The sequence below is a fragment of the Nitrospinota bacterium genome (assembly GCA_016208975.1).
In the GTDB taxonomy this organism is placed as follows: Bacteria; Nitrospinota_A; UBA7883; order UBA7883; family JACRLM01; genus JACQXA01.
In genome coordinates this window covers 564,447-585,098 of record JACQXA010000004.1, presented here as the reverse complement: position 1 = coordinate 585,098, position 20,652 = coordinate 564,447, and the positions used below count along the sequence as shown (strand labels likewise).

The 20,652-nt window shown below is 57.4% G+C and carries 15 protein-coding genes; 9 read left to right on the top strand and 6 right to left on the bottom strand.

The genetic code is table 11. The annotated features are described in order from the left end of the window. Positions 1 to 46 precede the first annotated feature (46 nt). Complete coding sequence (locus HY751_06380) at positions 47 to 1,288, top strand: nucleoside:proton symporter (GenBank protein MBI4666016.1); 1,242 nt, start codon at positions 47 to 49, stop codon at positions 1,286 to 1,288. 248 nt (positions 1,289 to 1,536) lie between these two features. Next, positions 1,537 to 3,750 (top strand): bifunctional (p)ppGpp synthetase/guanosine-3',5'-bis(diphosphate) 3'-pyrophosphohydrolase, encoded by a 2,214-nt coding sequence (locus HY751_06375; protein ID MBI4666015.1) that lies wholly within the window; start codon positions 1,537 to 1,539, stop codon positions 3,748 to 3,750. A gap of 12 nt (positions 3,751 to 3,762) precedes the next feature. Here the strand turns inward: HY751_06375 and HY751_06370 are convergent, their stop codons facing one another. From HY751_06370 to HY751_06360, 3 genes are all read right to left on the bottom strand, one after another. After that, complete coding sequence (locus tag HY751_06370) at positions 3,763 to 4,347, bottom strand: hypothetical protein (protein ID MBI4666014.1); 585 nt, start codon at positions 4,345 to 4,347, stop codon at positions 3,763 to 3,765. Further along, on the bottom strand, positions 4,344 to 5,156 hold the full coding sequence (locus HY751_06365) for an RNA polymerase sigma factor RpoD/SigA (GenBank protein MBI4666013.1): 813 nt from the start codon (positions 5,154 to 5,156) through the stop codon (positions 4,344 to 4,346). Before HY751_06365 ends, HY751_06370 begins: the two co-directional genes overlap by 4 nt. 84 nt (positions 5,157 to 5,240) lie before the next feature. Then, on the bottom strand, positions 5,241 to 5,873 hold the full coding sequence (locus HY751_06360) for a hypothetical protein (protein ID MBI4666012.1): 633 nt from the start codon (positions 5,871 to 5,873) through the stop codon (positions 5,241 to 5,243). A 118-nt stretch (positions 5,874 to 5,991) separates the two neighbouring features. On the opposite strand from HY751_06360, the gene polA reads away from it, so the two are divergent. The 6 genes from polA to HY751_06330 all read left to right on the top strand — a co-directional run bounded on the left by polA (position 5,992) and on the right by HY751_06330 (position 13,627). Further along, positions 5,992 to 8,667, top strand: a complete 2,676-nt coding sequence (polA, locus tag HY751_06355; GenBank protein ID MBI4666011.1) for a DNA polymerase I — start codon at positions 5,992 to 5,994, stop codon at positions 8,665 to 8,667. A 155-nt stretch (positions 8,668 to 8,822) separates the two neighbouring features. Then, on the top strand, positions 8,823 to 10,241 hold the full coding sequence (locus HY751_06350) for an amidophosphoribosyltransferase (protein MBI4666010.1): 1,419 nt from the start codon (positions 8,823 to 8,825) through the stop codon (positions 10,239 to 10,241). 88 nt (positions 10,242 to 10,329) lie between these two features. Beyond that, positions 10,330 to 11,199, top strand: coding sequence for a glycine--tRNA ligase subunit alpha (glyQ, locus tag HY751_06345; GenBank protein ID MBI4666009.1), 870 nt, complete (start codon positions 10,330 to 10,332; stop codon positions 11,197 to 11,199). A 92-nt stretch (positions 11,200 to 11,291) separates the two neighbouring features. Further along, the gene (locus tag HY751_06340) at positions 11,292 to 11,861 is read left to right on the top strand and encodes a hypothetical protein (protein ID MBI4666008.1); all 570 of its coding nucleotides are present in this window, start codon (positions 11,292 to 11,294) and stop codon (positions 11,859 to 11,861) included. A 30-nt stretch (positions 11,862 to 11,891) separates the two neighbouring features. Further along, the gene (locus tag HY751_06335) at positions 11,892 to 12,566 is read left to right on the top strand and encodes a phosphoribosylanthranilate isomerase (protein ID MBI4666007.1); all 675 of its coding nucleotides are present in this window, start codon (positions 11,892 to 11,894) and stop codon (positions 12,564 to 12,566) included. Further along, positions 12,563 to 13,627 carry an energy transducer TonB gene (locus tag HY751_06330; GenBank protein ID MBI4666006.1) on the top strand — a complete coding sequence of 355 codons (1,065 nt, stop codon included), beginning with the start codon at positions 12,563 to 12,565 and terminating at the stop codon, positions 13,625 to 13,627. Before HY751_06335 ends, HY751_06330 begins: the two co-directional genes overlap by 4 nt. 14 nt (positions 13,628 to 13,641) lie before the next feature. Here the strand turns inward: HY751_06330 and HY751_06325 are convergent, their stop codons facing one another. The 3 genes from HY751_06325 to HY751_06315 all read right to left on the bottom strand — a co-directional run bounded on the left by HY751_06325 (position 13,642) and on the right by HY751_06315 (position 18,924). Beyond that, positions 13,642 to 14,307, bottom strand: coding sequence for a hypothetical protein (locus HY751_06325; GenBank protein MBI4666005.1), 666 nt, complete (start codon positions 14,305 to 14,307; stop codon positions 13,642 to 13,644). Positions 14,308 to 14,680: 373 nt separating this feature from the next. Next, entirely contained in the window at positions 14,681 to 15,961 is a 1,281-nt protein-coding gene (gene dinB / locus HY751_06320) for a DNA polymerase IV (GenBank protein ID MBI4666004.1), read from the bottom strand. A 698-nt stretch (positions 15,962 to 16,659) separates the two neighbouring features. Further along, positions 16,660 to 18,924, bottom strand: coding sequence for a bacteriohemerythrin (locus HY751_06315; GenBank protein MBI4666003.1), 2,265 nt, complete (start codon positions 18,922 to 18,924; stop codon positions 16,660 to 16,662). Between the two features lie 183 nt (positions 18,925 to 19,107). On the opposite strand from HY751_06315, the gene HY751_06310 reads away from it, so the two are divergent. Further along, positions 19,108 to 20,634 carry an Rne/Rng family ribonuclease gene (locus HY751_06310; protein ID MBI4666002.1) on the top strand — a complete coding sequence of 509 codons (1,527 nt, stop codon included), beginning with the start codon at positions 19,108 to 19,110 and terminating at the stop codon, positions 20,632 to 20,634. Positions 20,635 to 20,652 lie beyond the last annotated feature (18 nt).

Here is a 20,652-nt window from a genome sequence, read left to right as displayed (position 1 = left end):
TTCCACGTCCCTGTCCGTTCGCATTTTTCCTTAAAAAACGGTTTATATGGCTATTCACGGCATTTTCGGCCTTATTGCGCTTTGCGGTTTCGCCTGGCTTATAAGCGAGAACCGGAAGAAAGTAAGCTTCAGGATGATTTTTGTGGGTGTGGGGTTGCAGATAATCCTGGCCGCCTCCATGCTTCACCTGCCGTTGTTCAAAGAGTTTTTCCTGCTCCTCAATAAGGTGGTGTCCATCCTGGAAACCGCCACCACCGCGGGCACATCTTTCGTGTTCGGCTACCTGGGTGGTGGCGCGGCCCCGTTTGACGAGAAAACCCCCGGCGGTGGATATATTTTCGCTTTCCGCGCCCTGCCGCTGGTGCTGGTAATAAGCGCCCTGTCGTCGCTTTTTTTTTACTGGGGCGCGCTACCGGTTATCGTCAGGGGCTTTGCCTGGGTATTGCGCCGCACCATGCGCATAGGCGGCCCGGCGGGGCTTTCGGCGGCGGCAAACGTTTTCGTTGGCATGGTGGAGGCGCCGCTTCTCATCCGCCCCTATCTTGTGAAAATGAACCGGAGCGAGATTTTCATCGTTATGACCGCGGGCATGGCCACCGTGGCCGGGACGGTTATGGTCCTATATTCCAGCATCCTCTCCCGCGCCATACCGGACGCCATGGGGCACATCCTAACCGCGTCTATCATAAGCGCCCCGGCGGCAATAATGGTGGCGCTTATAATGATACCGGAGACCGAAGCGCAAACCACCGGGGAGGTGGCCCCGCCAGTGGACGCGAAAAGCGCCATGGACGCGGTTACCAAGGGAACCGCCGAGGGAATCACCCTGCTCATAAACATAGTCGCCATGCTGGTGGTACTGGTGGCGCTGGTGGACATGGTAAACCAGCTCTTGGGTTACGCTGGCTCAATAGATGGCAAGCCATTAACGGCCCAGGATTTGTTGGGCTACGTCATGGCGCCGGTGGTGTGGCTTATCGGCGTGCCATGGAGCGAGGCGCACACCGCCGGGTCGCTGATGGGCGTGAAAACGGTGTTGAACGAGTTTCTCGCATATATCCAGATGGCCCAACTGCCGGAGGAGGCGTTAAGCCCAAGGAGCAGGCTGATAATGACATACGCCATGTGCGGGTTCGCCAATTTCGGGAGCCTTGGCATAATGATAGGCGGGCTTGGCGCCATGGCCCCGGAAAAGAAAGACCTTATAGTTTCGCTGGGGTTAAAGTCCATCGTCTCCGGCACCCTTGCCACCCTCATGACCGGGGCGGTGGTGGGTATGGTGGCGTGATATTGTAGGGCGAAGGGCTTCCCTGCCCACGGGCGCGGCTGAGCCGCCTCTCCAGGGTCGCCCCCCCCGGATAGCGTCAAACGAGCATTTCCCCTCCCCGCTGTCATGCGGTGAAGACCGTGGTACGGCTACCACGGGGAAACAGGAAAATCCTTAATTTATCCAGATTTACAGACACCTTCGTCCAACCCCTTTTCTCATGTATGATAATATATTGAAAACATGGGATAAATGAGGACGCTACCTGATTGATCCGTCCAGAGTTCATCGTTGAGGAACTGCGCAAGAACATACCCGGGGCCGACCTGGACCTGGTGTGGCGCGCATACGCTTTCGCCGCCCGGTGCCATAAGGGCCAGAAACGCGTCTCCGGCGAGCCTTATCTAAACCACCCCCTCGAAGTGGCCCACATCCTGGCCAAAATGAAACTGGACGACGTTTCCGTGGCCGTGGGCCTGCTACACGACACGCTGGAAGACACCTTCGCCACTCCCGACGAGATCCGCGAGATGTTCGGGGAGGACGTGCTGGCGCTGGTGGACGGTGTCACCAAACTTTCGCAAATAGAATCCGCCGCCATGGACAAAGAGGAGCGGCAGGCCGAAAACGTGCGCAAGATGATCCTGGCCATGAGCAAGGACATCCGGGTGATACTGGTGAAACTGGCGGACCGTATCCACAACATGCGCACTCTGGACTATCTTAAACCCGAAAAACAAAGGCAAATAGCCCAGGAGACGCTGGACATATACGCCCCCCTGGCCAACCGGCTGGGCATAGGCTGGATAAAGTCGGAGCTGGAGAACGGCAGTTTTAAATATCTGTGGCCCAAGGACTACACCGAGATAAAACGCAAGGTGGAGAAGGTGGAGGCCGAGCGGGAACGCTACATAGCCAACATCGTCACCGAGATAGAGGGCAGGCTGGCGGCCGACGGCATCCGCGCCGAGGTGCGGGGGCGGCCCAAACATTTCTATTCCATCTTTTCCAAGATGCGCCGCCAGGAGATAACCTTTGAAGAGGTTTTCGACCTGATGGGCGTCCGCGTCATCACCAGCGACGACCAGGAGTGTTACGCGGTGCTGGGCGCGGTACACGGCATGTACAAGCCCATCCCCGGCAAACTGAAAGATTACATCGCCCTCCCCAAGGCGAACATGTATCAAAGCCTGCACACCACCATCGTGGGCACCGGCGGCAAACCGGTGGAGATACAGATACGCTCCCGCGGCATGCACGCCGTTTGCGAGGAGGGCATAGCCGCCCATTGGCGTTACAAGGAGTCGGGCCCCAAAAAGGACAAGGTGGACGAGCAGATAAACTGGCTCCGCCGCCTGATGGAATGGCAACAGGAGGTCTCCGACCCGCGCGAGTTTCTGGAGAAGGTGAAGATAGACCTGTTTCCCGACGAGGTATATGTGTTCACCCCAAAACAGGAAGTGCGCGCGTTCCCCCGGGGCGCCACACCCATAGACTTCGCCTACGCCATCCATACGGACATCGGCGCCCACATCATAGGCGCCAAGATAAACGGCAAGCTGGCGCCGTTGCGGCAGGAGCTTAAAAACGGCGACATAGTGGAGATACTCACCAGCCAAAGCCAGCACCCCAACCGCGACTGGTTGAAATCCGTCAAAACCGCAAAGGCCCGCACGAAGATAACCTCGTACTTAAAGCAAATCGAAAAGCAGAGGGCGCTCACCCTGGGGCGCGAGTTTCTGGAGAAAGAGATCGCCTCGCTGGGCTTGTCGCCGCAGAACTATATGGAAGACGTGCATCTGCTACCGGCGGCTCAGGCGGTGGGCTACATGTCCGCCGAGAGCATGTTGATAGCCCTGGGGCTGGGAAGTTTGAAGCTGGCCAACGTGCTTACCCGAATGCTTCCAAAAGAGGCGCTGGCCGAGCGGGAGCGGCAGGCGGACGAGGGCGCGCTGAAGAAAATCGGCGAGAAACACGCCAAACCCGGCAAACCCTCCGGGGTGCGCATACAAGACATGGACGACGTGCTGATAAAATTCGCCCAATGTTGCAACCCGGTGCCCGGCGACGCCATCATAGGCTTTATATCCCGGGGCCGGGGGCTTGTGGTGCACACGGCGGACTGCCCCAACGCCATGAACCTGGGGATGGACTCCGAGCGGCGCGTTGAAGTGGAGTGGGACGTAAAGATCGCCGGGAAACATCTGGTGATGATCGCCGTGGTCACCGAAGACAAGCCGGGGATGCTGGCCCATGTCTCCGCCGCCATAGCCGACAACGGCTCCAACATAACCGAAGCCACCATAAGCTCCGGCCAGGAGCGGCGGGGCTACATTTATCTCACCATAGAGATAGCCGACCTGGCCCACCTTCGCAAGATTATGAGCGCGGTTCTGCGCCAGCCCGGGGTTATAAGCGTGGATCGCGTGCGGGACCGCAACGCGGTGAAATCCTCCATGGTCCGGGGGAAAAGGCGGGGTTAAGCCGCCCGCCGGTTATTTCCCCCATTCAAACTTCATCTCCCCCAGCTGGCTGGAGACGAATAGCGTGTGGGGCGGGGCCCCGGCCTTGTCTTTCGGGAACTTAACTTTGTAAAACTTCCTGAATGCCGGGTTGAAATAAAGGTTGTCGCGGACCGGAAGTTTTTCCACATCGGCGCTCTCCAGCGAAACCGGCCTGACCGGCCCACCGGGGGTGTCCATAAAAACCGCCCATCGGGTGTCTTTCTTCACAAGGTCGTTCCAGTCTTCATCGGTGGTGTATAAGGCCAGGAAGAACGTAACGTTGGCGGCGTAGTCCTTTTCCTGCTCCTCAATCAAGGCGGTTTTCTCCCCGGCGGACAGCCTTTTGGCGGCGGCCTCCTGCTCCACCCACTCGCGCCGGGCTCCCATGTCGAACAAAATGGCGTCCATTACCGCGATGGTGTCTATCTGGTAATACAGTTTCGCCGTCCGGCCCCGCTCCTTTACGGCTCCGCTCAACGGGTTTTCGGCGAACTGGTAGCTGGAGGTCAGCGTGGTGGCGCAAGCGGAAACTGTTACGGTGGCGGCAAGCGCCAATGCGCGAAGGGCGGGTTTCAATGCAGGTAATCCTCCAGAATGTTTATCTTGGTTCTTTCCCGTAGCTTTTCCTTGGCCGATTTTTCTATCTGCCGTATCCGCTCCCTGGTAAGCGATAGCTTTTTGCCGATAAGCTCCAGGGTCATTGGCGGGTCGTCAAACCCGTAGCGCATCCTCAGCACCGCCGCTTCCCGGTCTGGAAGCTCGTTTAAAATCCTCTCCATGTCGTGATGGAAGCAGAGGCGGATGAAATCCTCCTCAACAGAGGTTACCGCTTCGCCCTGCAACTGGTCTATGAAGCTGGTCCCGTTATCGTCGCTTATGGGCGAATCCAGGCTCATGTAATCGCGGTACACCCTCATCACCGTATCCAGCGACCTGGGTTTCATGTGAAGCGCTTTTGCGACCTCTTCCAGCGTTGGCTCTCTTTTCAGCGTATGGGTCAGGTTTTCCACCGTTCTGGTTATCCTGCCGAGAAGCCCGGCCTGTTTCATGGGCAACCGCACTATGCGGGCCTGCTCGGCCAGCGCCCTCAATATGGCCTGCCGCACCCACCACACGGCGTATGTGATGAATTTAACCCCCTTCTCGGGGTTGAACCTGCGGGCGGCCACCATCATGCCAATGTTGCCCTCGTTGATGAGGTCGGCGATGGACATCCCCATCCCCTTGTAATGGTTGGCCACCATTACCACATATTTGAGGTTCCGCTCCACAAGCTTTCGGATGGAATCTTCGCCGCCCTGCCGGGCCAGCTCCACTTCCTCGTTGCGGGTAAGCGGATTTATCCCGCTTATGTCCTTAAGATAAGCCCGCAGAGAGTCTTCCATTTTCGAACCTCAGGCGTTTACTGCAAACCGCTAGATCCCGCTGGTTCGATCCGCTAAAGTCTTCTGCGAAAACCGGCGGGACAATTAATTATCGCTCTTTAACAGCTCCTTTTCCACCAGTGGCAGGATTTCGCGCCATTCGTCTATCAGGGGCGCCATCTCGTATTCAAGGAGGTCGGCCACCATTACCCAGTCCTTGGTGACCTGCCCTTCCTGCAGTTGGCGCAGTACCGAGGTCAGTTTTTCCTCTTTCTCCGCCACGGTGCCGGAGCCTATGGAAATTCCGGCAAGGTCTGTCTTGGAAAGGGTTTTTACGGTATCGATCAATTCTACGAAGGCGTGGATCCCGTCCAGGGCGTCCACCAGCATAAGGTTGCCATCGTCCTCGTTGCCCATGCGGAACCCGTCGGCTATTTTGCCTACGCCGTTGGATAGACTGCCCAGGTATCCCCCCATTTCCCGGAGGAGCCTGGCGGCCATCTCCAGCGGTTTCTTCATGGTGGTCAGGCTTATGGCCTTGACGCCATCCAGGGAGCGGTTCCCTTCGGTGCGCAACGAGGAGATGTCCACCGTTTGCCCGTCCACGGTAAGCTCCACCATAAGTTCCCCCGCCGCCAGCTGGTTATCCCGCAGTGTCTCCACGATCCCCACAAGGTCGTTGACGCCGCTTAAGTCTAGTTCCACGGTCTGGTCGTTCACCCTGATCTCAGGTTTCATTTGGCATTCCCCGCTTTTATCCCGAACCCCCGCCAGCATGGCGCTAATTTTTAGATTTTAGTATAACAGCGCCGGTGGGGATAGCCAAACTTTCGGAGCCTCTGGTAAAGTAACCCCCATGAGCGGCAAACCTGTTATATGCGTTATAGATGGCGCCGGATATTATTTCCGGGCCTTTTTCGCCATCCGGCAGAGGCTTTCCAACAAAAAAGGCCTTCCCACCAACGCCGTTTACGGTTTTGCGCTGATGCTAAAAAAGATCGCCAGGGAAATGGACCCCCAATACATGGTCATCGCCATGGACAGCCGGGAAAAAACGTTCCGGCACGACATGTACGGGGAGTACAAGGCCCACAGGCCCCAGATGCCCGAAGAACTGGCCGAACAGTTGCCGTATATAGACCAGCTCATAAATGCTTTCCGCATCCCAATAGTGCGTCTGCCCGGGTGGGAAGCTGATGACATTATCGGCACAGTAGCATTCCAAGGAGCGCAAAAGGGGTTCGACACCATGATCGTTTCGTCGGACAAGGACATGCTCCAGCTTATAGGGCCCGGGGTAAAAGTGTATGATCCGATGAAAGACAAAACCCTGGGCGAGGCCGAGGCGCAGGAGCGGTTTGGGGCGCCGCCGGATAAAATTACCGACGTGCTGGGCTTGATGGGGGATTCTTCGGACAACATTCCCGGGGTGCCGGGGGTGGGGGAGAAAACCGCTTCCCTGCTCATCCGGGAGTATGGCGACATTGAAGGGGTTCTGGCCGCCGCTGGCCGGATAGACAAAAAGAAACTCTCAGAAAACCTGATTCAGTTCGCCGAACAGGCGCGGCTTTCCAAAAGGCTGGCCACCATATCCACCGAAGCCCCGGTGGAATTCGACCCGGAGAGTTGGCGGTTCGGCGAACCGGACGTTTCGGCGCTGAGGTCGCTATACGCGGAGATGGAGTTCGACTCGCTTTTGAAAGAGCTGGCGCCAGCCCCCGCCAAAACCGTGGAGCGCCGTTATAAGCTTGTGTTGACCGGTGATGAGTACGAATCCCTTATTTCCGCCCTTTCCGCCGCCAGGTTGTTAGCGGTGGACACCGAGACCACTTCGCAAAGCCCCACCGCCGCCACCCTTGTGGGTATAAGTTTCGCCGTGGGAGAGGGGGACGCATATTATCTCCCCCTGCGGCATAGCTATGCGGGAGCCCCTGCGCAAATACCGGTGGAAAAGGCGCTGGCGCGGCTAAAACCGTTATTGGAGGATACGGCCAAACCCAAGGTGGGGCACAACATAAAGTACGACATGATAGTCCTCGCGGGGGAAGGGATAAACGTCTCTCCCATAGGCATGGACACCATGGTGGCCGATTATCTGCTGGACCCCACCACCGGCCACAGCCTGTCTAAAGTGGCCATGAGCCGGTTGGGCGAAAAAATGGTGGAGTACTCCGAAGTTTGCAGCTCCGGCGCCAGGCAGATAACGTTCGACATGGTTCCGGTGGACGTCGCCGCAAACTATTCCGCCGAAGACGCGGACATGACCCTGCGGTTATACGACCTCTTGAGGCCCCAGTTGGAGCAGGGTGGATTCATAAAGCTCATGGACGAGGTGGAGACACCTTTAATTGAAACCCTTGTCGCCATGGAGATGAACGGCATGCTGGTGGACAGGGAGCTTTTGGGTGAGCTTTCCATCCAGATGGGCGACGATATCCGCTACCTGGAGGAGACGATCTTAAAAGCCGCCGGGGAGGAGTTTAACATCAACTCCCCTAAACAGCTGGGCGAGATACTTTTCGGCAAGCTGAAACTGCCTGGCGGCCGGAAGACGAAAACAGGCTTCTCCACCAGCCAAGACCAGTTGGAGGAGCTTTCGGCGCTTCATCCATTGCCCCAATTGGTGGTGGAGTACCGTCAGCTTATGAAGCTCAAGGGAACGTATGTGGACGCCCTTCCCCGGATGATAAACCCCCGCACGGGGAGGATACACACATCTTTTAACCAGACGGTGGCCGCCACGGGGCGGCTCTCCTCGTCGGATCCGAACCTTCAAAACATACCCGTCCGCACGGAACTTGGCAGGAAGATCCGGCAAGCTTTCATCGCTCCGCCTGGGCATGTGGTTGTCTCGGCGGATTACTCGCAGATAGAACTGCGCCTGCTGGCCCATTTTTCCGGCGAGCCGGTTTACCTGGAGGCGTTTTCGCGCGGGGAGGACATCCACGCCAAAACCGCCGCTGAGATTTTCAACGTGAGCCCCGCTTTTGTAACCTCCGACATGCGGCGGATTGCCAAGACGGTTAATTTCGGGGTCATCTACGGCCAAACTGCATTTGGCTTGGCCCGGGAACTGAAAATTCCCCGGGCCGAGGCGCAAAGGTATATAGACGGTTATTTCAAGCGCCACCCGGCCATCCGCAAATATATAGAAACCGTAATAGCCGAAGCCCGGCGGGCGGGTTGGGTTTCCACCATCCTGTCCCGCCGCAGGCCACTGCCGGACATTACCGCCAAAAACCAGATAGCGCGCCAGATGGCCGAACGAAACGCCGTGAACACCCCCATGCAGGGGAGCGCCGCTGACCTTATAAAAATAGCCATGGTGTCCATCCATCGCAGGCTGGCGAGGGAGAGTTGGCGCGCCAAAATGATCCTCCAGGTGCACGATGAGCTTGTTTTCGAGGCTCCGGAGGAGGAGGCGGGTAAGCTTGCGGCCATGGTCCGGGAAGAGATGGAGGGCGCTTACAAGCTTAATGTGCCGCTGGTGGTGGAAGTAAAATCCGGCAAGAACTGGGACGAGGCCCACTAACGCCGTCAACCCGGCCCGAGGCCACAACAAGGTATTCCTGACGCTTTGACCCGGCCCGGAAACCATGGATTGTTAAAAAGGGCCCCGCAAAACCGCGCCTCATTAATGTATAATGGTTTTTTTGAGCTTCAACGCCTGTTTTAGTCGTATCTATAATGGTGGACAAGTTTAACGAAGAATGCGCGGTGATGGCCATCTGGGGCCATCATGAGGCCGCCAACATGGCCTATCTGGGCCTTTACTCCCTCCAGCACCGGGGGCAGGAGTCTTCGGGAATAGTGTCCACAGACGGAAAACGCCACTTCGCCGAGGTTGGCATGGGGCTGGTGTCCGACGTGTTCAACGAGCAAAACATCCAAACCCTGGAAGGGTTTGCCGCCATCGGGCACAACCGCTACTCCACCCAGGGCGAGTCTGAAATAAAAAACGCCCAGCCCATCTCCATAATGTACCACTCCGGCCCGCTGGCGCTGGCCCACAACGGAAACCTGGTGAACGCCCAATCCGTCCGCGACAGGCTGGAGAAAGAAGGCTCAATTTTCCGCTCCACCATGGATTCGGAGGTGGTCATCCACCTTATCGCCAAAAGCAGGAGGCCCAGGCTTTACGACCAGGTGGTGGAGGCGCTCTCCCAGCTACGCGGCGCCTACTCCATAGCCATACTGGCCGCCAACGAGCTTATCGTGGCCAGGGACCCTCACGGGTTCCGTCCCATGTGTATAGGCAGGCTGGGCAAATCTTACGTTTTCGCATCTGAAACCTGCGCTTTCGACCTGATAGACGCCACTTTCGTGCGGGAACTGGAGCCGGGCGAGGTGGTGGTGGTGAACGATGAGGGCATGTTCAGCCATTTCCCCTTCCCCAAGGAGCCACGCAACCACTGCATTTTCGAGTTCATTTATTTCGCCCGGCCAGACTCGCTGGTGTTCGGGGCCAACGTGCATCTTGTGCGCAAACAGTTCGGCCGGAGCCTCGCCATGGAAAAACCTGTGGACGCCGATATGGTGGTGCCTGTGCCGGATTCGGGCATCGTGGCGGCGCTGGGATACGCCGAGCGGTCCGGTATCCCTTTCGAAAAAGCCATTATACGGAACCACTATGTGGGAAGGACGTTTATCGAACCCACCCAGTCCATCAGGCATTTCGGGGTGAAGGTTAAGCTGAACCCGGTGCGGGAGATAATCCGGGGCAAACGGGTAATTCTGGTGGACGACTCCATAGTGCGCGGCACCACCTCCAGGAAGCTTGTAAAAATGGTGCGGGACGCTGGGGCGCTGGAGGTGCACATGCGAATCTCCTCGCCGCCCACCACCTACTCATGCTTTTACGGGATAGACACCCCCGCCAGGTCCGACCTTATCGCCGCCAATTATTCCGTGGAGGACATCGCGCGGTTTTTGGGGGTGGACTCTTTGGCCTACCTTTCCATGGAGGGTATGCTGACGGCCGTGCCGGGCAGGGAGGGCGATTTCTGCAAGGCATGTTTCAGCGGCGATTACCCTGTTACAACCCCGGCCATCGAAGCCCAGCTGGCCATTTTCGACAAAGAGCCGGAACCCAAGCCAGCAGGGTAAAATAAAACCCCGCGCCCCGTGTTGCAAAAACCGCTGAAAGCGCGTTATCCTTCAGTATCCTTTTTCCAATTAATAGGGTTTCATAAAGATGTATTTTCAGGATGTTATCCTGCGTCTTCAGAATTTCTGGTCCGAACGGGGCCTTTTGATACTCCAGCCCACCGACATTGAAGTGGGCGCGGGCACGTTCAACCGGCACACATTTTTGCGCGCGTTGGGGCCGGAGCCATGGAACGCGGCATATGTGGAGCCATCCCGCCGCCCCACCGATGGCCGCTATGGCGAGAATCCCAACCGGCTCCAGCACTATTACCAGTTCCAGGTGGTGATGAAGCCCAACCCGGAGAACACCCAGGAGCTTTATCTGGACTCGCTCCGCGCCCTGGGTTTAAAGCCGGAAGAGCACGACATCCGTTTCGTGGAAGACGATTGGGAGTCCCCCACCCTTGGCGCCTGGGGTTTGGGATGGGAGGTGTGGCTGGACGGTATGGAGATAACCCAGTACACCTATTTCCAGCAGGTGGGCGGCATAGACTTAAAGCCTGTCACGGCGGAGCTTACCTATGGGCTGGAGCGCATCACCATGTATCTTCAGGGGTGCGACAATGTGTACGACCTGAAATGGAACGATAGGGTGAGTTACGGTGACGTGCATCACCGGGATGAGGTTCAGTTTTCGGACTATAACTTTAACCACGCCGATGTGGACTTGCATTTGAAATGGTTCGACGAGTATGAGCGGGAGGCCTTGAGGCTTATCGAGGCGGGGCTTGTCCTGCCATCGTACGATTTCTGCCTGAAATGCAGTCACGCGTTTAACATGCTGGACGCCCGGGGCGCCCTTTCCGTGGCCGAGCGCACCCGTTATATAGCCAGGGTGCGCGCCATCGCGCGAAAGACGGCGGAGAGCTACCTGGCCCTGCGGGAGCAGATGGGCTTCCCGATGTTGAAAGGGTAAAGGTGGAAACCAGGCTGGACGGCGAGCCGCATGCTTGGGGCAATTATGCTTCCCCCTGTCGCTATGGGCGTAAATATGTTAAAAATATCCCCATGCGAAAAATCCTTGTTTTCTCAGCATCCATATTCCTTATAACCGGCATGGCAGGTTGCGCGGCCGTGAACCCGGCGATGGTCTCCCTTGGGCTTGCCGAAGCTCCGCCGCCCGTGACGGATTCCGTATATTTTAATAAGCAGACCGACCTTCTGCTGGACAGGATAAGGGCCAGCCAGACAAAAACGTTCCGCCGGGTGGCGGCGCTGGATTTCATCAACCCCAACGGGCAGGTTTCCGAACTGGGTAGATATCTTACCGGCAAATTCTCCGAGCGGGCGCTGGCTAAACAGTCGTTCAAGGTTACCCCGCAGGGGCAGGTGAGAGAGGCGCTGGCCAAACTCAAGATCACAAGCGTTACGGAGCTTACCCGGGAGCAGGCCGAAAAGCTTGGAACGGAACTGGACGTGGACGCTATAGCCACCGGCATGGTGGCGGATCTGCAAAAAGGGTCGGACGTGGACCTGACCGTGAAGATAATCCACTCCGCCTCGGGGGAGATGGTATCGGCGGGGAGCGTGAACATCTACCGCTCCAAACAGGTGCAAACCCTGATCCAGCAGTTTTAACGAGTCCCGCCATTTCTCCGCAAGGACGCCATGAAAGTTAAAATCTGCGGGCAAACCTCCGTGGAGGATTGCGCCATGAGCCTGGCCCACGGGGCGGACTATCTTGGCGTGGTGGTGGATGTGCCATGGACCCCCCGGTCGCTCACCGTTGACCAGGCCAAGGGGATATTCGAGAAGTTCCGCCCGAAAACCTTCATGCTCACATTTAACCGCCAAGTGGACGAAGCTTACCTGTCCGCAGTGGAAAAACTCAATCCCCTGGCCCTTCAGCTGACCGGGCATGAGACGCCTGAAACCGCCGGGTTGGCCCGGGCCAGCGCTGGCAGGGCTGTGTACAAATCCATCCATCTGCCGCCATCGGGCGAGGGGGATGTGGATGTGGCCTCTATCCAATCGCGGATGGAGGAGTACGCCAAGGCCGGGATAGACGGTTTTATTCTGGACACATCCTCAGCCGGGATGTTTGGCGGCACGGGCAAAAAAAGCGACTGGGGCCTGGCGGCGCGGATAGTGGCCGTCTCGCCCCTGCCGGTTTTTCTGGCGGGGGGCATAAACCCGGATAACGTGGCCGAGGCTGTAAAAGTGCCGGGCATTAGCGGTATAGACCTGGCCAGTGGAGTGGAGGAGGAGAAAGGGAAAAAATCCGAGGCCAAAGTGGCCCGCCTGTTCTCCACCATAGCCGAAACCCTTAAGGCGGGCCGATGAGCCAGCCGTCCGGAAATCCGAAGCCGGTTTTGGGCCCCCATTACGCAAAACAGCCCCTGTACAAGTTCATGGGCGTTTCTGCACTTCTCCATCTTTCCCTGTTGGCGTTGTCCACGTTGCTGGTGGCCGTGCCGGGGAAAAACGCGGCGGTCCCCATCAAGGTGAATCTGGCGTATATGGACATCCCAAAGCAGGAGGACATGCCAGAGGGGCGCATTGAAGACCTGCCCATGCCGCCAAAGGTGGACAAACCGGCGAAGGCCGACATACTCTCCAAATACGACAGCAAGGCCCACTCACCCGAGAAGGGGGACAAACTTAAGGCCCGGAAGACAGCCATCCCCCGGGAGGAAAAAGAGATTCCCGCCCCGTCGCTTACCAGGGCAAAACAGGACCTGACCGAAACGCGCAAGGAAAAACCCAAGACACAGGTGGCGGCCATAACAAAACCCAGGCTGGATTTCGGGCGCAAGGACAGCGTTAAAGACGTCAACCTCTTCTCCGAGGAAGCCATAAGGAAAGCCCTGGAGACCGACAAGGCCCGCAGGTTTGAAAAAGACGCGCAACCCAGAGAAGAGCAGAGACGCCAGCTGAGCGCCAAAATGACCGACCAGCCCACGCCTTCGGCCGACGCCACGCGCCTGTCGGGAGTGAAAGGATTCAAGGGCGCCGAGGCGGCAAAGTTCGCCTCCTCGTCCACGGGCGATGTGATTGAGATGGGGGACGAGGCCATAGTCTCGCTGAACACCTCATCGTTCAAGTATATTGATTACTTCACCTCCATCAAGAAAGCGGTGGAGCTTGTGTGGGCGTACCCCGAGGAGGCTATCATCCACGGAATGTCAGGGGCGGCGGTGGTGAAGTTCACGCTCAACAGCGCCGGGGAGCTGGAAGACGTGAGGCTGATGCGCACCAGCGGACACAAGATTTTGGACGACGAGGCCCAGCTTGCGGTGAAAGTGGCCGGCCCTTACAACCCGTTTCCCAAAACCCTGAACAAAAAGCGCCTGCACATTGTGGGCACGTTCATATACCAGCCCACCTTCAACAACGTGCGTTAGCCCCCCTTGCCCCCTTATTCAGGGGTAGAGGGCGGCGGCGGAGGAGGCGGCGGGGGCGGAGTGAAACCCATGGCTCCGGAGCTGGTGGCCGGGACGGCAAGCCCTTTAATGCCGTGAATGTCCTGATAAGCCTTGAGTATCACGCAGAACGATAGCGGGATGCTTACGAGAAGCCCCACAAGCAGAGCCAGCGCGCCCGCGATGTTGATCATTATCAAGACGATTATCATTAAAAACACGTTGAGATGGTTTTGAAAGCCTATCTCCCGCGAGGCTTCCATGGCGGGCCAGAAATCCATATCCTCGTCCACCACGAAAAGATAGGGGAACAGGTACCACCCGGCCACCAACAGGCCAGGAAGGATAAGGAAAATCATTCCAGCCGCTATGAATATGGAGGTAAGAAGCCCCACAAGCACTAATGGAACGAACTTCTTGAACCCGTCGAATATCCGCATCACGTTGAACGGCTCACCTTTCATAAGGTCTAATAGCAGAAAGTACATGCCGCCCGTGATGGGGCCGGACACCAGTATGGATCCCAGCCCTAGTGGTATGAAACTGGCCGCGAAATTTACCGCCAGGAATACCAGGGTGGCAACCACCAGGTTGGCCATGTTGGCGTTGAATAATTCCCACCCCTCTTTCAGGTACCGCTGGAGGTCGAAAGTATTGCTCATGGGTCCGGCTCTCCTTAATTTATGTTTACGCTGGCGCGCCGAAAAACTCTATGGGGCTATTGTTCATCCATACGCGGGGAGAGTCAATAAGGAAGGTAATAAAATGGCCGCCTGATGATTATAAGCCAAGCGGCCCGAGTTGGGTTCACCAGACGCCGAACCGGCGGTTATCTGGCCAAACCGCGTTATACGAATCTGGCTTGCGCTCCACCGCAACAACCCATCGGTTCTGGGAGAAAGCCCCGGAGAAGTTTCTTGGTTACGATCTTCTTCTTGCCTTTCATGTCCCCTCTCCTTTCAGGAAAACAATAATAACTACTTCTAAAATTATCCTACTGGCGTTGTAAAATTACCACATTATTCGCATAATTTGTTACGCCGCCCGCGCACCGCGGTTCACAGCTACTGCCGCTACCCCGTCTTTAGATGACGCGCGCAGGGACGCGTGGATGTATGAACGGGCCGTCATGGCCGACTCGAATCCGAACATCTCCCGCGCCCTGTCCACGGAGAAATTCAGCCGTTCCACCTTTTTGGCGCTCCTGTTTTCGAACAGCCCGGCCTGGCGCGGCGGTTCGGCCAGCATGGAAACGGATACACCCACCAGCCGCACGCCGCCCCTGCCCCGATGATGCAGGAGGCTTAAAAGGTCCGAGGCGGATTTGTATATGGCCCGGGTGTCGCCGGAAGGCTCTTCCAGCGTCCTGGAACGGGTGTATGTGTTGAAATCGGCGTACCGCAGTTTCACTGTCACCCGGCGGAACACACACCCGGCCCGCCGCAGGCGCGTGCCCACGCTTTCGGAAAGATAGGAGAGGGTGGCCAGCAAAAGCTCCGGGTCGTCAGTGTCGGTGGAATATGTAAGCTCCCGCCCGATGGATTTGGCGTCGTCACCTTCCGGATCCACTTCGCTTCCCCCCTTTCCACCGGCCCGGTCCGAAAGCTCCGTGGCGCGGACGCCGAAAACTTTAGAAAGCGCCTCCTGGGGGAACCGGGCCAGGTCGCCAATGGTGCGGATGCCCATTTTCACGAATCCGGTTTCCGTGGCGGGCCCCACCCCGGGCATTTTGCCTATGGGCAACGGCGCCAGGAAAGCCCCCTCGTAGCCCGGTTTTATATAGATCAACCCATGGGGTTTGGACAGGGTGGAGGCGATTTTGGCGGTAACCTTGTTAGAAGCTATGCCGATGGAGCAGGGCACACCCACCTCATCGCGCACGGCGTCGTGGATCCTCTGGGCTATGGCCACCGGCCCGGCCTTGTGTACCCGTTGGCACCCGGTAAGGTCCAAGTAAGCCTCGTCCACACTCACTTGTTCCAGCGCCGGGGTGAACCGCCGGAGAATTTCCATTATCCTGCGGGAAAAATCCCCATAAACATAGTGGGAGCCTTTCAAAAATATTCCCCGGGGGCACAGGCGCTTGGCGGTTTTCATGGGCATGGCGGAGGTTACGCCCATTTTTCTGGCCTCGTAAGAGGCGGAGGAAACCACCCCGCGCCCGTTCGGGTCGCCCCCCACAATTACCTGTTTTCCCTTTAGTTTGGGGTTCAAAACTTCTTCCACGGACACAAAGAACGCGTCCATGTCCACATGCAGGATGATTTTTTCCCCCAACTCCCCATCCGGGCCCGTTTCGCTTAAAAGTTCCATCATTACCGCCTCGTCATTATATGTTCGTATAATGTTCGCTATAGTCATGATAGCAAATAAAAAGCGAAAAGCAAGGGGGTTTTTGGTGGTGTCCCAGTTTGAATATCAAATAATAGACAGATCCTTCACTTCGCTTGCGCTTCGCTCAGGATGACAATGTTAGCAACGGCTTTTATATTGTCATTCCGGGCGTAAGCGAAGAATCTCCCCTGTACTTTCAAACTGAGACACTACCGGATTTTTAGGTAACTCCTCAGTTTGAAATTTTCGACAGGGCTTCAATTGAAAATGGAACCGGGATTCTTTGCACAGCGGAAGATGGTGGGGGATATTGTCATGCCGGGCTTGACCCGGCGTCGGGGCTCCTTCTTTTAGGCCCTGATCCCGGCTCGCGCTGTCGCTTGGCCGGGATGACACTTGGCGTACCGCAAGTTTATCGAAGGGTGACATGGAACGAGCCGCAATAAAATGTTGCGCTTCCCCGTGGTCGGGCGACCATGGGGAAGCAAAAGAGGGGAAATCCGTGGTCAGGCGGCCACGGGGAAGCGATTAAATGGTGACCACGGGGAAGCGATCGAAAAGCGGCTACGGGGAAACGAGCAAATGGCGACAACGTGGGCGATGGGTTGAGCGGGTGTTTTCTTTAGTGGCGAGGCGGAACCTCCCGAGGGAACCCCGGGCGCGCCGCCCCTACATCAAGGTTATCTCAACCCTCTCGTGTGGGTGAAGTGCTCCCCGTATTTCCTGTCCACCTTCTTGATGTGGTTTACCAGCCAGTCTTTCAGGAACATCATTAGCTCCACGACAACGTCCTTGTCGCCCCGTTCGTACCGTTCCTTCAGGCCGGTAAGTTTGGAGCGCAGGCTGTCGTGAAGTTTCTTGTGGGTCTCGTAATCTGGATATTTTATCTTCCTCTGGAACGCTTCCTCTTCCCTAAGGTGGGTGGCGGCGTATTCCATCAGCGCGTCCAGCGCCTTGGCGGCCCCGTTGCCATGGGAGCCGGATTGCACCTCGCGGTTGAGGTTGTTTATTATGTCCACCAGTTTTTTGTGTTGGCGGTCCATCTCCGGCACGCTGATGCCAAGCTCCACCGGATCCCATTCCAGCAACAATTTCCCGCCTCCCAGCAACATTGCGCTGGCGGCCTCCACATCGGAGCCGTGAACCAGGTGGAGAAGGTCTTTAACCACTTCGGTCATGCTTTCGGCCTGGGCGTTCATCTCCTCGGCGGCGGCGGCTATTTCCTCGGCGGCCGCGGCGTTGCGCTGGGTGACTTTATCCATCTCCGCCACGGCTATGTTCACCTGGCCAACCCCCTGCGCCTGCTCGTTGGAGGCTCCGGCGATACCCCCCACGATGTCGGTCACGTTGTTCACGCTTCCCACGATGCCCTGCAAAACCTTCTCAGCCCTGTTGGCCATATCGCCGCCAGCCTCGGCCTTTTTCACCGCGTCGGCTATAAGCGAAGCCGTGTCCTTTGCGGCGGAGGCGGACCTTTGGGCCAGGTTCCTTACTTCCTCGGCCACAACGGCGAAACCCTTGCCGTGTTCACCGGCCCGGGCCGCCTCCACGGCGGCGTTTAGCGCCAGAAGGTTCGTCTGGAAAGCTATTTCCTCGATCACCTTTATTATCTTGTTTATCTCGTGGGACGAGGTGTTGATGGCCTTCATGGCGGCTATCATCTCGCCCATGGCATGGGCGCCCTTCTCGGCTTCCTCCCGGGTATCCGTGGCCAGGCGGCTAGCGTTGGATGCCTGGTCGGCGTTCTGCCGTGTCCTGCCGGTTATCTGCTCCAGCGCCGCGGATGTCTCTTCTATGGAAGAGGCCTGTTCGGTGGCGCCTTCGGCCAGGGTTTGGCTGGCGGACGACACCTCGCCGGAAGCCGCCACTATCTGGCTTGTGCCTTCGTTGAGGACATCAATAATCCTGTTCACCGGATTCACTACTGCCCGGCGGATGAAAATGGCCACAAACACGAACACCAGCACCGCCAGGCCGAAAAGGGTGGTGTTGAGTATTATCTCGTTGCGCGCCGCGGCCTGGAGACCCTGGGCAGATTCGTCCGACAAATCCCCCACCACGTTGGAGATGTTGAGCGCGGAGTTTATTGCCTGGGTGGATTTGGCTATCCATGTGGGCCCGTCCACCGGGTATGGCTGGGCCTCCTCGCTGGCCTTATATACCGAAAGCCTCAATTCCTGGTATGTCTTTAAAAATTCGGTCTCGAAGCCGGAGATGGCCGACGACAGGGCGGGGGGCGTGGACTTTAGCGATTTGAGCGCGACTATCTTTCCAGCGGAGTTGTCCACAATGGCGCGGAAAGCTTTAAGCTTCTCCAGCGTTTCCGGCGCGATAGGGGCGCCAGTGGCCACGGCTCCGCCGATCTGCGCCCGTTCGCGCCCGGCGTACTCGGCCAGCGTGGCCACGTCCGCCCGGAGGACGCTGTTGTAATAAAGCACTTTCCCCTGGGGATCATCGGGAGCGAAACTCACGTTTCTCAGCAGGAACTCGGCGTCTATGTTCTCGGTGCTTTTGGCCACCCAGTCTTTGCTGGCGATGCTTTTGCCCTTAACCTGCGACCGGAGGGATTTCATCCCCTCATAGCTGGATTTCCAAGCTGTGGCCTGGGTTTTAAAATCCGAGTTTTCCCCCATGTCCAGCAGTTGGTTTATCAAAGCGTGGGCCTTTTGAGCCTCCTCATCCCCTTTGGCGCCAACCTCGTCGAACCGCGACAAAAGCTCCGGTGAAGGGCTTTCACTGCCTATGATGGTGTTGCCCGTGCCCCGTTCAATGGCCTGCCAGCCCGCCGCCACGTTCAAATGCCCGGCGATCTTGTTGAGTATGTTATAGCGGCTGGAACTTGTCCGGGTTTCCAGGGATCCTTTAATGAGAAACGACGCAAGAATGAGAGAGACGAGCAACATCAGGGAAACAATCCCCAATAGCTTAGCCTGCAGGCTTTTCATACGCGGATGCTCCGTTTTTTTAAGAGGGAGGTTTCATAAGGCTTTGCCGCTGACATATTAAAACACTTCTAACTGGTTATTCAAAGCTAAAAGAGATAGTTTTGCGGGGCGCCGGACGGGAGCGGTGGCGGCTTGGTATGTTACAATCACGAAATTGACATTAAGGGAGTTGGTGGGGTTTAAGTGTCCAGGATAATTTGCAATGTCACCTCCAGGGAAACCCGCGCGGCCCTTCTGGAGAACCGGGCCCTCTCCGAGCTTTTCATCGAACGCGCCTCGGACCAGGGCATCGTGGGCAACATCTACAAAGGGAAGGTGATGAAAGTCCTGCCGGGGATGCAGGTGGCCTTTGTGGACATAGGCATGCCGAAAGCCGGTTTCCTGTACATATCCGACGTGGACCGTTCCGCCAGCCCCATGACCGGCTATCTGGCCGGCGGCGCGGGAGACCCCGCCCACGATGAAGACGTGGAGATGGACCCGTACCAGGCCAATGGCGACCAGTTGAAAATAGACGACCTGCTCTACGAAGGTCAGGACATCATGGTGCAGATCTCCAAAGACCCCATGGGCACCAAGGGCGCCAGGATCACAAGCTATATAGCCATGCCGGGGCGGTACCTGGTGTACATGCCAGGCGCGGGGCAGATAGGCGTATCCCGCAGGATAGAAGGGGAAGGGGAGAAGAAGAGGCTCCGCGACATATTGCGCCGGTTGAAGAAAGACGGGGCCGGTTACATAATCCGCACCGCCGCCGAGGGGAAGGACGAGATAGACCTTCTGCGGGACACGGAGTTTCTGGACAAGCTTTGGGCCGATGTGGCCATAAAATACGAGACAGCCCAGGCCCCCAGCCTGATATACCAGGACCTCAACATAATCCAGCGCTCCATCCGCGACCTTTTCAACCGCGACGTGAGCAGGATGATAATAGACGACCCGGAGGAGTTTGACAGGGCCGTTTCCTTCTGCTCCTCCTATGTGCCAGACATAGTGGAGAAAATAGAGCTTTACCAGGGGGCCGAGCCCATATTCGACGCCTACGGGCTGGAGATAGAGATCGAGCGGGCGCTGGGCAGAAGGGTTTGGCTGAAGTCCGGCGGGTACATAGTGATAGACCAGACCGAGGCGCTCACCGCCATAGACGTGAACACCGGCAAGTACGTAGGGAAGAGCGACCAGGAGGAGACAATCCTTAAGACCAACCTGGAGGCGGTGAAGGAAATCGTGTACCAGCTCCGGCTGAGGAACATCGGCGGGCTGATAATAATCGACTTTATAGACATGGAAAAAGAGGAAAGCAAGGAGAAGGTGTTCGGCGCGCTGGCCCAGGCGCTGAAGACGGACAGGAGCCGGACCAACATCCTGAAGATTTCCGACATGGGCCTGGTGGAGATGACCCGCAAGAGGGTGAGAGACTCGCTTACCCGCGCCCTCACCACCACTTGCCCGTACTGCGAGGGGCGGGGAGTGGTAAAATCCAACCTTACGGTACTGTATGAAGTTTACAGGGAAATACGCCGGGTGGCGGCCCGGGACGGGGGGGCCAAAAGGGGGATAATATGTTCGGTCAACCCCGGAGTCGCGGACATAATGTTCGAGGAGGAAAGCGCCTATCTGGACCATCTGGAGGAGGCGTTGAACGTGGAGGTGATTATCACCCCCGACGAGAAACTGCATCAGGAGAAGTTTGAGGTGAGGCCCGCGTAGGGTTTGGCAGACGCCTTG